Source organism: Atopobium fossor DSM 15642 (genome assembly GCF_000483125.1).
In the GTDB taxonomy this organism is placed as follows: domain Bacteria; phylum Actinomycetota; class Coriobacteriia; order Coriobacteriales; family Atopobiaceae; genus Atopobium; species Atopobium fossor.
This window is the reverse complement of record NZ_AXXR01000004.1, coordinates 129754-143175: the sequence shown is the minus strand read 5'-3', so window position 1 is coordinate 143175 and position 13422 is coordinate 129754. Positions and strand designations below refer to the sequence as shown.

Here is a 13422-nt window from a genome sequence, read left to right as displayed (position 1 = left end):
CAACTACGACCACAGCGCTAAAGGAGCAAACGTGCCTCGAGAATCCAAAAAAGCCAAATGCGAGCGCGCTCTCACTGTATGTGAACGCATGAATGAACGTTACCCCCAGGCTGAGTGTGCCCTACACTTTACGGATCCCTTTACGCTGGTTATAGCCGTTTTATTGTCTGCCCAGACCACCGATAAGGCCGTAAACTCGGTAACTCCCACCTTGTTTGAGAAATGGCCTACACCAGCAGCCATGGCTGCTGCTTCTCCTGTAGAAGTAGGTGATGTCATTCATCGCCTGGGCTTTTTTCGCACCAAAGCGCAGCATGTAGTGGAAACCGCACAAAAAATTATGGCCGAATTTGGAGGAGAAGTTCCTCGAACTATGGAAGAGCTTACTTCTTTGCCTGGTGTTGGCCGTAAAACAGCAAATATTGTACTTAACAATGCGTTTGGAATTGTAGAGGGCATTGCTGTAGACACACACGTATATCGCATTGCTACACGCCTTAAGCTTACCAATGCTTCTTCTCCTGCAGCTGCCGAGAAGGACATTTTAGCTGTCATTCCACGTGAGATGTGGGGTCCTGTTAACCACCAATGGGTACTTTTTGGTCGCGAGATCTGCGATGCTAAAAAGCCCCTTTGTGCCGAATGTCCGCTTAATGATATTTGCCCGAGTGCTTTTAAAGCGCATGGCAATCCTGTACAGAAAAAGAAAGCTCGTCGTCTTTCTTAATGAACATCTTACTCAATCTAATGTATTGACAAGATTCTATGCACGCGCAGACCTTTGCGTAAGCTCTCGTAAAGTATTGCTGGCCAAATCAAGCTGATCCCATGTGCATGTCCATTGCCAATTGTTATTTGTGGTACCAGGAATATTCATGCGGTGTGTGTCATTCAAGCCAAGAATATCTTGCAGCTGTACCACTACCAGAGTCGCATTGCTGTCTTCAGAAATAGAAAGTATCTCCTGAGCTCGAGCATAAGCATTTTGTTTACCAAAATGCTCCTCGCACCAACCAACCAGTGTTTGAGTGTCGTGCGTAGTGGTATAGGCAACCTTATGCTGCGGCACACACCAGCCGTTTTGCGAGAAGTAATCCGAAAACAAAGATACTTCCATACCAGAAAAGCCGCAGCTTGCAAGCAATGCACGTACAGCAGGAGTTACAATGCCCAAATCCTCTGCGATAATCGGTAATTTTCCAAAACGCTCGTAAGCCTTTTTAAATAATTCACGGCCAGGTCCCACACACCAGCGTCCCGCCTCTGCAGGCAATCCTTGTGGAATTGAATAGTATGAACAAAACCCAATAAAATGATCAAGACGCACATAATCATAAAGCTCAAACGCGCGTGCTAATCGCTGAAGCCACCACTCATATCCACTGGCATGCATGGCCTCCCAGTTATATACGGGATTACCCCACAGTTGTCCTTCAGATGAAAAATCATCAGGTGGTACACCAGCAACAGAAGATGCATTTCCTAAAGCATCCAGTTCAAACAACTCTTGATGCACCCAAACATCAGCAGAATCACCCGAGACATACATAGGAATATCACCAATAATGCGGATTCCTCGTTCATTTGCATACGTATGCAAAGCTTTCCACTGGCGCTCAAATTCAAATTGATCATGACGAATCTTCTCGGCCAGGTGCTCGAGCCATGGCTTGCTCACAAAATGCTGTGCAATAGCTTTTTGATTGTACACACGAAGGCTTTTGGGCCAACTGCGCCACGGAGCTTGTTTTTGCTCCTGTTTAAGTGCCATAAAATTGGAGTACGGAATCAACCAAAAAGCATTCTTATCCACGTACTCTTGATACTCACTATCACAACAACTTGTCTGCTCATATTTGATGCACTCAAGCCGAGACATAAGTTGCGTATTACCCGCAAAAGCAGAAATTCCTGCGTAAGGAGACCCAAACTCATCTGTTGGATTAATAGGTAATACCTGCCAATATGTTTGATTGGTTTGCACAAGCCAATCACAAAAATGGCGTGCCGAAGCGCCAAGACTACCCTGCTGGCCCTTTACCACTCCTGACTTGTCAACCACTTCAGGCAACGACGTAATATGACAGAGAATACCCGAGCCTCGCGCAGGTTCTATTCCCAACGATTGACGAGAATGAAAATACAGTACGGCAGAGCCCAGCGGTGCCAAGCAAAGCTGTACCATACCTTCCTCTACGGTGAATTTTTGACCACAAATAAGCTCATCAACACAGTCTGCTTGCATGGGAACAGATATTTTTTGTTCCGCAAAAAGACTTCGATTAATCAGCACTGCTACACTCTGGTCTTGCTGGCTGTCTTTGCGTATAAACCCAAACACTTCATCGCCTAGGTCAAGTGTCCAAAAACAATCAGCTGCATGCAATGGAAGTGATTTTCGCAAGGTAATAGCATTGCGCATAATTGTCTGGCAATCTGCATCTTCGTGATTCCAGGGGAATGTTGCACGGTTATAGGGATCAGCAGCGCCTTCCAAACCTGCTTCGTCACCATAATAGACACAGGGCACACCAGGCAATGTCATTTGTACAAGTACTGCTAACCACAAACGAGCCTTTGCAAGGCCCCGCTCCCCTTCGTTAAGGTGATAAAACCCATTTTGAACATCAATAGTGTTTAGCTCAGGAGATCCCAGTAGTGTAAGAATGCGCGCAGTATCATGTGTGCCCAATACATTAAAGGCTTCGTTAAAAGCATCGGGTGGATAATTTTCGTGCATGGATTCCATGCGTTCACGCAAAACAGACGCGCTTACGTTACCGCGCAAATACGCGAGCAACGCATCACGCAGATTATAGTTCATGACAGCATCAAGCTCGTCACCCAAAAAATATTGGCGAAGCTTTCCATAGCTTATTTTATTGGAAGCATCTTCCCACACCTCTCCCAAGATAAGCGCATCAGGCCGTTCCGCCAGCGCAGCAGCACGAAGCTCTTTGAGAAAGTCATCAGGCATTTCATCGGCAACATCAAGCCGCCAACCACGCGCTCCCGCTCGCAACCAACTGCGTACTACGCCATTCTCACCAAATATATACTCACGATACGTCTGAGAGCTTTCCTCTATGTCAGGTAGGTCATCTATGCCCCACCAGCCTTGGTAGTCGTCTTTATTCTCGCCAAACTTGTACCAGTCATAATAGGCGGAATCTTTACTTTGATAGGCACCAACACTGTCATAATTACCATACTTATTAAAGTACAAGCTATCGCATCCCGTATGATTGAACACACCATCCAAAATGATGGAAATATTCTTATCTTGGGCTTCTTTACACAGCAAATTAAAGTCTTGAAAATCTCCTAATAAAGGATCTATTTGCAGGTAGTTACCTGTATCGTAACGATGATTACTCGCTGCTTCAAAAATGGGGTTCAGATATAAAATCGTAATACCCATGTCATGCAGGTAATCTAGTTTCTCGCGAATGCCAGCAATGGTTCCGCCATAAAAATCCCAGCGCAGCACATGCCCATTCTCATCACGGATATAGCACGGCGGCTCATTCCAATCCTGTTGGATATACCGAGACACTCCTTTGGTATGCCTTTGCATTGCACATTGTGCGCGCTGTTCCCAATCTGTACCACGAGAAAAACGATCCGGAAAGATTTGATATGCCACGCCTCCCCGATACCATTCGGGTTGTGTTTGGCGTTGTTTATATACGGTAATCTGAAACGAGGGACCCATCCACTCTCGCAATACGCCTACACCGCCAACTTGGCCGTCTGCTGCCCCGTAAAACCACTGCTTACCTTCTGCGTTTTGCAATCTAAAGCAATACCATACAATTTGAGTCTCAGTAAATGATGGCGTGCAGCTAAATCGCCAATGATCTAACTGCCATACTCTATCCATCGGAATAATGGATTCACCTTTGCCATCAACCCAAATACGCAGGTCGCACGCAATGGAAGCACCCTCGGCCTTGGCATCATTACATTGATTTTCATCCCATACATCTAAAGATAAATCTACGGTGCTACCCACTAGGACAGCACCGTAAGGAAAACGATAGGCTTCGAGACGGCTATTATGCAGTGCATTCATAATTCATTTAGCTTCCACTCTTGCGTGTTACATAGCGAATGACCTCAGGATGCAAGCGGTGATAGATATCTACATATTCATCCGCAGCACGCTGCCATCCAAAATCAACTGACATGGCCTGTCTTTGCAGATTGCGCCATTCGTCTTGTTGTGTCCAAAAAATTTCTGCTCCACTATAAATGGCATCGAGCATCTCATCTGCATTAAAATGCGCAAAACTAAAACCAGTACCTTCTTTAGTAAAGCGATTATATGGCTGCACTGAGTCCACAAGTCCACCAGTCTCTCGCACAACAGGCAGCGTTCCATAACGCATAGCAATCATCTGAGAAAGACCACAAGGCTCAAACTGAGACGGCATCAAAAAGAGATCAGATCCTGCATAAATCCGCTGCGCAAGCTCGGTATCAAAAGTAAGCATGGCACGAAACTGATCATGATACCGTTCATCAAAGTAAGACATTGAGTCTTCGTAGTCTTTGTCGCCTGTTCCTAAAACCACCATCTGAATACCGCGCGACATCATATTGTCCATGCCATAGCAGATAAGGTCTAAGCCTTTTTGTGCGGTTAGACGTCCCACAAAACTCACCATAAGCTTGTCTGGATTATCTTCAAACCCAAGCTCTTTTTGGAGAGCTCTCTTGCATGCTTTTTTGCCTACAAGATTTTTAACTGAGTAGTTTTTGGGCAGGCATACATCAATTTCGGGGTCATAAAGCAGGGTGTCGATGCCATTAAGTACGCCTTGAAAACTCTCTGCCCTGCGCTGGAACTCATATTCTAAATGTTCGCCATAGTATGGTTGTTTAAGCTCGTTAGCATAGGTGGGACTTACCGTAGTAACCTCATCCGAATACCTCAGAGCACCTTTCATATAATTAATGCTCTGTTCATCACAATGAAGTTGGTCAACAGCAGCAGATACTTCATGAAGTCCCAGAACATCTCCTAACATAAAGTCAGAATACTGCCCTTGAAACTTAACGTTATGAACGGTAAATACGGTTTTGACGTTATCGTAAAGTTCACCAGAATAAAATTCACGTAAGAATACTGGCGCTAAAGCAGTTTGCCAATCATTGCAATGCAAAATATCACAATGGAGCAGCTCTATGTGCCCTATTGCCTCCACAAGAGCTTTGGCAAAAAAGGCAAAACGCTCTCCATCATCAAAATAACCATACATGCCGTCACGCGCAAAATAATATTCATTGTCTATAAAATAGTAGTCTATGCCACGGTGCACTAAGTGTTCTATACCACAATAAAGACGACGCCAAGCGAGAGGCACATAAAAGTCCCCCACATGCTTCATCTTACTTTTAAAGTGCTCAGGAATAGAGGCATAGTTGGGTGAAATAACTGCTACTTTACAGCCACATTCACGCAAAGCAAGCGGCAACGCTCCAGCCACGTCTCCCAGCCCACCAGTTTTAGAAAAAGGTGCAACTTCGGATGAGGCAAACAAAACCTTGAGCTTTCGTCTTGTGCGCAAAGTTGCACTCTTGAGCATGACTAGTTGTTTCCTTTCCGTTGAATCAAAATTGACTCTGGTGTACCGCGTAACTCAGTACCTGCCGAAATAATATTGTTGCGATCAACAACGGCATTTTCTACACGCGCACCACTTTTGATTACGCAGTTCTGATACACAATTGCATTAGATATCGTAGCGCCTGGCTCAACAATCACATTACGTCCCAAAATAGAATTTGAAATTGCACCGTATATCACACTGCCTGCCGAAACAATAGCATTGCGCACATAGCATCCACGTTTATACATTACAGGAGGTGTATCGTGAGCCTTGGTAAGCACAGGACGATCTGGCGGGAATAGCTGCTCCATAACATCAGCTTTAAGTAACTCCATGCTTCGATGGAAGTAGTATTCCACATTAAAGAGTGCAGCCGAATATCCTGTAAAATTATACGTGCAGACCTTAATGCGATCAAAATCATTTTCCATGGCTTCAAATAGGTCTAAATGGTCTACTGAGGCATACCAATCGAGCAAAGTTTGCAGTATAGAGCGGTTAATGATAAATGCATCCATAAATGAAGTATCGCCAAACGAAACTCCATGATGAATACCTTGCACGCGACCATCATCACCAAGATTGATGCCTATCACATCTTCTTCATTGCAAGTTGCATGCGTAGTAAGAATAGTAATATCGGCACCCATCTCTTTGTGACTGCGCACAAGCTCATTAAAGTCCATGTTAAAAACGATGTTCGAGGCAGAACAAATAACGTAGTCAGCCGAAGACCGATCGAGAAATAGCTTGTTGCAAACAAGATCACGTATTAAAAAACGAGCTCCGGCACGAGACGTACCAAAAGCTGATCCTGGCAGCACGAATAAACCACCATTCTTACGATCGAGCATCCAGTCTTTACCAGACCCAATGTGGTCAATTAAAGAACGGTAATTAGAGGGCATAACAATGCCTACGGTACGAATACCACAATTTACCATGTTGGAAAGTGCAAAATCCACAAGGCGATAACGACCACCATATGGCAAGGATGCGACAGGACGGTTAAGCGTTAAGTCACTCGGATGTTTTGCTGAATAATTTGCCGTGATAAGGCCAATAATTTTATCCATATCTATTCATCCCCTTTCCCAACCACTACGTTATCTCCAATAACTGCGGTATCACGCGTAGTATCCACACTACCAATGGCAACATTTTCTTCTACAACCGAATTCTCACCCAAGATGGCACGAATAACGCACGCTCCATCCTTCACATGAGCTCCTGGCAATAAGACTGAATCTTGCACGGTAGCACGTGCACCAACGTACGCATCGGTTGAAAGAATGGAATGCTTAACGGTTCCAAAAATCTTGCAACCATTTGCTACAAGAGAATCCTCCACGCTACCATCGGGACCAACATAATGAGGTGGGCGTATAGGAGTATTGCTCATAATGGGGAAGTTTTTAACGAACAAATCAAACTCAGGGTTATCGCCCAGCAAGTCCATGCTTGTCTCGTGATAGCTTGAAATCGTCCCTACATCACGCCAAAAACCTTCAAATCGATAGGTATATAGCTTGTATCCTTCTTCCAATAATTTGGGGATAATATTCTTGCCAAAATCATGTTCAGAACGCTGATCAATGGCATCTTCTTGCAGGGTTTCCACTAATAAATCAGTGTTGAAAATATAAATTCCCATCGAAGCTAAATTGGAATCCGGCTGGTTGGGCTTTTCGGTAAATTTAAGAATGCAATCATCATCGTCTTGCGTAATAATACCAAAACGGGATGCTTCTTCCCAGGGAACTGGCATAACAGCGATGGTAAGATCGGCACCGTGACGCTTGTGTTTTTCCAGCATATCGTGATAATCCATACGATAAAGCTGATCTCCCGAGAGAATAAGCACCTGTTCTGATTTATTTGCCTGAAGAAAATCAATATTTTGGTATACCGCGCCGGCCGTACCTTCGTACCACGCACCTCCAGCCTCAGTTGCATAGGGAGGCAGAATGGATACGCCGCCGCTGCGCTCATCCAAATTCCAGTCTGCGCCAGTGCCCACATAGGAATGAAGAAGATAGGGACGATACTGCGTTAATACACCTACGGTATTAATGCCAGAGTTTACGCAGTTGGAGAGAGCAAAATCTATAATACGGAACTTACCTCCAAACGATACTGCTGGTTTAGCAATGTTTCGTGTAAGTACTCCCAGTCTGCTACCCTGACCGCCAGCAAGGAGCATAGCAATGCACTCTTTCTTACTCAACGCAAGCACCCCCTACCTCTTCTTTTGTATATATGGACACCTAAAAACCCATATATTTGTTACTTATATAATCAACCTAAACATTCCAGATATCCTTAGCGTATTCGCGAATGGTTCTATCGCTCGAGAAGTGGCCAGAACGAGCCGTGTTGAGAAGGGACATCTTGGCCCACTGGTGCATATCATCTATGGAATCTCTTAGCTGATGGAAGGCATCTGTATATGCTGAGAAATCTTTGCAGACATACCATTGGTCATTGTTGGTCATTAACTCATCGTGTACCGACTCAAAATTGCCGTTAAGATGTGCAAGGGTTCCATCAGTAAGCTGATCTATACAGCGACCCAAACGATCACGCTGATTGGCATATTCATTCCACGCCCAATAACCCTCATTTTGAAGCTTTACAATATCTTCGACATGCATGCCAAAAATTTTGATGTTATCTGCGCCAACCAAATCAGCAATCTCGATGTTAGCTCCGTCATATGTGCCCAGCGTAATGGCTCCATTGAACATGAGCTTCATGTTAGATGTGCCAGACCCCTCCATGCCCGCTGTAGAGATTTGCTCGGAAATATCGGCAGCCGGATATATAAGTTGAGCATTAGAAATTGCAAAATTAGGGACAAATGCCACGCGAATATATTGGTTAACTCTTGAATCATTGTTTATAACATCAGCAAGAGAGTTAATAAGGCGAATAACCTCTTTTGCAAAGGTATAGCTTTGAGCTGCTTTACCTGCAAAAATAAATGAGGTTGGCAGAGGTTTATAGGATGAATCGGCCAGCATACGGTTATACATATCTGAAATCTTGAACACATTAAGGAGCTGGCGTTTGTACGCATGAAAACGTTTGACCTGTACATCAAAAACGGAGTTGGGATCCAAAACAACTCCAGAACTACGCTTAATATACTCTGCCAGTCGTACTTTGTTTTCATGTCGAGCTGCAAAAAGCCGCTCATGCAACGATGAGTCATCTATATACTGCTCTAGCTCACGGAGCTTAGTAGCATCATCAAGCCATCCTTCACCAATAGCATCAGAAATCACGCGGGAGAGCGCAGGATTTGCCTCACGTAAAAAACGACGGTGAGAAACGCCATTGGTCTTGTTATTAAACTTTTGCGGCGAGAACGTATAAAAACCTTTAAAGACATCTTGCTTAAGAATCTTAGTATGAATAGCCGAAACACCATTGATTGAGTGGCCGCATACAATAGACAGGTTTGCCATGCGCACTCGACCGTCCCACAACACGGCAGTCTGGGATGCAAGCTCTTGCCAATTGTTGTCTTTTGGCAAGGATTCGATGTAGCGGCGATTAATCTCATCTATAAACATATAAATTCGTGGGAGTAGAGCACGGAATGTAGTAATAGGCCAGGTTTCTAGTGCCTCAGGCATAACCGTATGATTGGTAAAGGCAATACAGTGCGTAGTAATATCCCATGCTGTATCCCAATCCAAATGCTCAACATCTACAAGTAGACGCATAAGCTCGGGACCACACATAGCGGGATGAGTATCATTGGTATGAATGGCAATGCGGTTTGCAAAGTGTTCCCAATCACAGCCATAGTCTTTTTTATAACTACGAATAATTGCCTGCAAGCCAGCAGAGACAAATAAGTATTCCTGTTTAAGGCGTAATAAACGGCCATGCTCACCAGCATCGTTAGGATACAAAATAGTTGAAATAGCCTCTACATCAGAACGGAACTTATTAGCTTTTGCATAGTTTCCTGCATTAAAAGCGTCTAAATCAAAATTCTCTTCAACGGGCTCAGCACTCCAGAGGCGTAGGCTATTAATCTTGGTACCACCAAAACCTACAATGGGCACGTCATAGGGCACTGCACGCACACGCTCGCCCTTCTCGACAGAAAACCAATAGGCACCCTCATTGTCCTCATGGCGGACCACTTCGCCACCAAAAGTTACTTCTACTGCATCGGAATCACGACGAATCTCCCACGGAAAACCTTTTGCTAGCCAATTATCTGTTTCTTCTACCTGACGACCATCAACGATTGCCTGATGGAATAATCCATAGCGATAGCGCATACCGTTACCATAGCCATCAATATCTTCGTGGGCCATAGAGTCTAAGAAGCAGGCAGCAAGACGACCAAGACCACCATTGCCTAAACCGGGATCGCATTCTTGCTCTTCAACGGTATCCAGTGAGATGCCTAGGTGTTTAAGGCCATCAGCCACCAAATCTCGTACACCAAAATTAATAAGATAATTATCAAGTAGCGGGCCTATTAAAAACTCAAGCGAAAAATAATACACTTTCTTTTTTTGAAGCTTAAACGACCGCTCTTTTGAAGCAATGCCGCGTTCACGAGAAATTGTGGCCACCATATTTGCAAGTACTTGATAGTACTCATCATTGGTGCAATCCTGAAATGACTTGCCTAGCAAAGACTGACATTCTGCAATAAATTGCTCGACAAATTCTTCTTTCGATTTAAAAATAGGATTCATTTATTTTTCTCCTTTAGCTGACTGGATATTTTTAGGACGCACGTTCTTCTCTACACACGACAAAACCATGCCTCCTAGCGGAGGGATACGCATAACAACGGACTGATCGCAACCATTCCATGCCACATCTTCACTGGGCACATCCGCTGTATTAATAAAACCGGAGCCACCAAAACGCGAATTATCGGAATTAAAAATCTCGCGCCATATACCAAATTCAGGAACACCTATACGAAACTCATCGTAGCAGCTGGGGCTAAAGTTAAGCACTATCACAATATCATCGGCTACATCGTCTCCGTGGCGAATATAGCTGATAAGCGCTTGTTCGTTATTATCTGCATCTATCCACGTAAATCCATCGTCTTCATAGGCTTTTTGCCATAGCGCAGGCTCGCGTTGATATAACAGATTGAGTTCGCGAATGAACTTGTGCTGTTTGTGGTGAGCCTCGTATGTTTCATCCAAGAACCACTCGATAGATTCGTAATAACGCCACTCAATCCACTGGGCAATCTCATTTCCCATAAAATTAAGCTTAGCTCCTGGATGTGTCATCTGATACAGTGCCAAAAGACGCATGCCAGCAAATTGACGCCAATAATCGCCTGGCATGCGGGTAATAAGCGAGCACTTACCATGCACCACTTCATCATGGCTAAGCGGTAGAACAAAGTTCTCGTTAAAGGCGTACATGAGAGAAAACGTAAGTAACTTATGGTTATCAGGACGATAAGGAAAATCGGTCTGCATGTAGTGCAGTGTATCGTTCATCCAGCCCATATCCCACTTATAATGAAATCCAAGTCCCCCCACCGAAGGCGGATAGGTCACTAAAGGCCAAGAGGTTGATTCCTCGGCAATCATCATAACGTCAGAAAAATATATGCTAACTACCGAATTTGTTTGACGGATAAATTCAATGGCATCAAGATCTCCCTCGTCACCATACTGATTATATTTTTTGAGTTTCTCGTCATCTACACCAAAATTAAGGTACAGCATGGAACTTACGCCATCCATACGGATACCGTCAATGTGGTAGTACGATAGCCAGTACAAAACATTGGATATAAGAAAGCTGCGTACTTCACCACGAGCAAAATCAAACGTATAAGTACCCCAGCTAGGATGTTCCTCTTTTTCATACAACATGGAGCCATTGAATGATGCAAGGCCATGTTCATCTCGACAAAAACCGCCAGGTACCCAATCTAAAATTACGCCAATACCAGCTTTGTGACAGCTGTCTATGAAGTGCATAAACTGTTTTGGATTACCATAGCGTGCAGTTGGTGCATAGTATCCCGTTATTTGATACCCCCATGATCCATCAAAGGGATGCTCCATAACGGGCATAAGTTCTAGATGGGTGTAGCCCATCTCTTTGACATAGGTCACAAGTTCATCGGAAAGCTCATCATACGTAAGATAGCTGCCGGTAGGCTTTTCTCCTTCAGCAGGCAAACTATTTGCACTGTATTCATCATGATGACGTTTCCACGAGCCTAGATGAACTTCATAAATATTAAGTGGACGTTTAGTATGGGCTTGCCGAGCACGCTGCTGCATCCAGGCGGTATCTTCCCAAGCATAGTCCTCGATATCAAAGATGCGCGAAGCTGTTTGCGGTGGACATTCTGACCAAACGGCATAGGGGTCAGCTTTGTACATGCCCTTGCCACCCTTGGTCTGAATATAGTATTTATACAGGTCTCCCTGAGAAACTCCTGCCACAAATCCTGACCAGATACCAGAATTAGCATCAAGCGCAAGTACATTGCTTGTGATTTCCCAATTATTAAATGAGCCAACTACAGATACCGACACAACATCAGGAACCCAAACAGTAAAGGTATATCCCTCTTTGCCATCGCAGGTATCATGGTGTGCTCCCATTTTTTCGTAGCTTTGATACCACTCGCCCTTTTTCATGAGAAAGGCATCAGTATCAGTTACAACCCTGCTGGGAAAAGAGATGCCCATATTAACTCCAGTTCCCGCTTTATCATCAGAATAGAAAGATTCAGTACCGCTAATGCATACGTCGAAAGCCTCTGTAGCCACTTAATACATTTTTTGTATATTGATACCTTAAGTTTATACAACCAAAAGGCTCTTGTAGTTGTAATACTTAGACAATATTGTATGTGGCTAAAAATAAGTAAGCGCAGTGAGCAGCGACTCAAGCTATATAAAAACCGGCGCCATCATGACGCCGGTTTCTCATCTTTATTAAGTTGCGGCCGCCAAAAAGACAAACCTCAAACAAACAAGCTCTTAGTAGTTAACTACCTGCTCCTCAAAGTAAGACTGAGGATGATTGCAGGTGGGGCATACCTTAGGAGCGGTTGCGCCAACGTGAAGATGACCGCAGTTGATGCATTTCCAAACCTTTACGCCCTCACGGGAAAATACGGTGCCATCTTCAACAGAAGAAAGAAGCTTCTTGTAGCGCTCCTCATGTGCCTTCTCGATAGCGCCAACCAGAGCAAACTTGGCTGCAATCTCGGTAAAGCCTTCTTCCTTGGCGGTCTGAGCAAAACCAGCATACATGTCAGTCCACTCATAATTCTCGCCAGCGGCAGCATCTGCCAGGTTTACAGCAGTGGTGGGAACCTCACCATCATGAAGATACTTGAACCAAAGCTTGGCATGCTCCTTCTCGTTGCCAGAGGTCTCGGTAAAGATGTTAGAAATCTGTACATAGCCCTCCTTCTTTGCCTTGGAAGCATAGTATTCGTACTTGGTGTGAGCCTGGGACTCGCCAGCAAAAGCGGTCTCAAGATTCTTTTTAGTTTGAGAATTCTCAAAATCTACTGCCATGATTTCCTCCTTTTTGGCACGGACTCCCCTCCGCACGTCTATAACCATTGTAGCCGATAGCAAATGCTACTTCAGCGCAAACATTAATTTAATGCTTCACTTTTCCTTAAAATTTTGCACCCACAAAGAAAACCCCAGAAGTATGCTGGTCACAGCCCCTACCTGCAAAAATGTTACCAAAAGCTAACAAGGAGACTTTGTTTAGGTGTCCCTTCAAAAAGTGTTTGACACCCTTTATTGCATGGTTCTAACCA

At 44.3% G+C, this 13422-nt stretch carries 8 protein-coding genes; 1 reads left to right on the top strand and 7 read right to left on the bottom strand.

The annotated features are described in order from the left end of the window. Positions 1 to 31: 31 nt before the first annotated feature. Positions 32 to 727 carry an endonuclease III gene (gene nth / locus G469_RS0102330; protein WP_028263674.1) on the top strand — a complete coding sequence of 232 codons (696 nt, stop codon included), beginning with the start codon at positions 32 to 34 and terminating at the stop codon, positions 725 to 727. A gap of 36 nt (positions 728 to 763) precedes the next feature. On the opposite strand, the gene G469_RS0102325 is transcribed toward nth, so the two are convergent. From G469_RS0102325 to rbr, 7 genes are all read right to left on the bottom strand, one after another. Next, positions 764 to 4075 carry a 4-alpha-glucanotransferase gene (locus G469_RS0102325; RefSeq protein ID WP_028263673.1) on the bottom strand — a complete coding sequence of 1104 codons (3312 nt, stop codon included), beginning with the start codon at positions 4073 to 4075 and terminating at the stop codon, positions 764 to 766. 7 nt (positions 4076 to 4082) lie between these two features. Continuing rightward, the gene (gene glgA, locus G469_RS0102320; protein WP_028263672.1) at positions 4083 to 5591 is read right to left on the bottom strand and encodes a glycogen synthase GlgA; all 1509 of its coding nucleotides are present in this window, start codon (positions 5589 to 5591) and stop codon (positions 4083 to 4085) included. Between the two features lie 2 nt (positions 5592 to 5593). Then, on the bottom strand, positions 5594 to 6691 hold the full coding sequence (glgD, locus tag G469_RS0102315) for a glucose-1-phosphate adenylyltransferase subunit GlgD (protein WP_028263671.1): 1098 nt from the start codon (positions 6689 to 6691) through the stop codon (positions 5594 to 5596). Positions 6692 to 6693: 2 nt separating this feature from the next. After that, on the bottom strand, positions 6694 to 7842 hold the full coding sequence (locus G469_RS0102310; RefSeq protein WP_028263670.1) for a glucose-1-phosphate adenylyltransferase: 1149 nt from the start codon (positions 7840 to 7842) through the stop codon (positions 6694 to 6696). Positions 7843 to 7918: 76 nt separating this feature from the next. Beyond that, on the bottom strand, positions 7919 to 10342 hold the full coding sequence (locus G469_RS0102305) for a glycogen/starch/alpha-glucan phosphorylase (protein ID WP_028263669.1): 2424 nt from the start codon (positions 10340 to 10342) through the stop codon (positions 7919 to 7921). Continuing rightward, entirely contained in the window at positions 10343 to 12328 is a 1986-nt protein-coding gene (gene glgB, locus G469_RS08075; RefSeq protein ID WP_051353725.1) for a 1,4-alpha-glucan branching protein GlgB, read from the bottom strand. 294 nt (positions 12329 to 12622) lie between these two features. Further along, positions 12623 to 13168, bottom strand: coding sequence for a rubrerythrin (gene rbr / locus G469_RS0102295; RefSeq protein ID WP_028263668.1), 546 nt, complete (start codon positions 13166 to 13168; stop codon positions 12623 to 12625). Between the last annotated feature and the right edge of the window lie 254 nt (positions 13169 to 13422).

Excerpts from the sequence above, each read along its gene's own strand:
- glgB (WP_051353725.1), bottom strand. The coding sequence starts at position 12,328 with ATGGGCATCTCTTTTCCCAGCAGGGTTGTAACTGATACTGATGCCTTT.
- rbr (WP_028263668.1), bottom strand. The coding sequence starts at position 13,168 with ATGGCAGTAGATTTTGAGAATTCTCAAACTAAAAAGAATCTTGAGACC.
- G469_RS0102325 (WP_028263673.1), bottom strand. The coding sequence starts at position 4,075 with ATGAATGCACTGCATAATAGCCGTCTCGAAGCCTATCGTTTTCCTTAC.
- glgD (WP_028263671.1), bottom strand. The coding sequence starts at position 6,691 with ATGGATAAAATTATTGGCCTTATCACGGCAAATTATTCAGCAAAACAT.
- glgA (WP_028263672.1), bottom strand. The coding sequence starts at position 5,591 with ATGCTCAAGAGTGCAACTTTGCGCACAAGACGAAAGCTCAAGGTTTTG.
- G469_RS0102305 (WP_028263669.1), bottom strand. The coding sequence starts at position 10,342 with ATGAATCCTATTTTTAAATCGAAAGAAGAATTTGTCGAGCAATTTATT.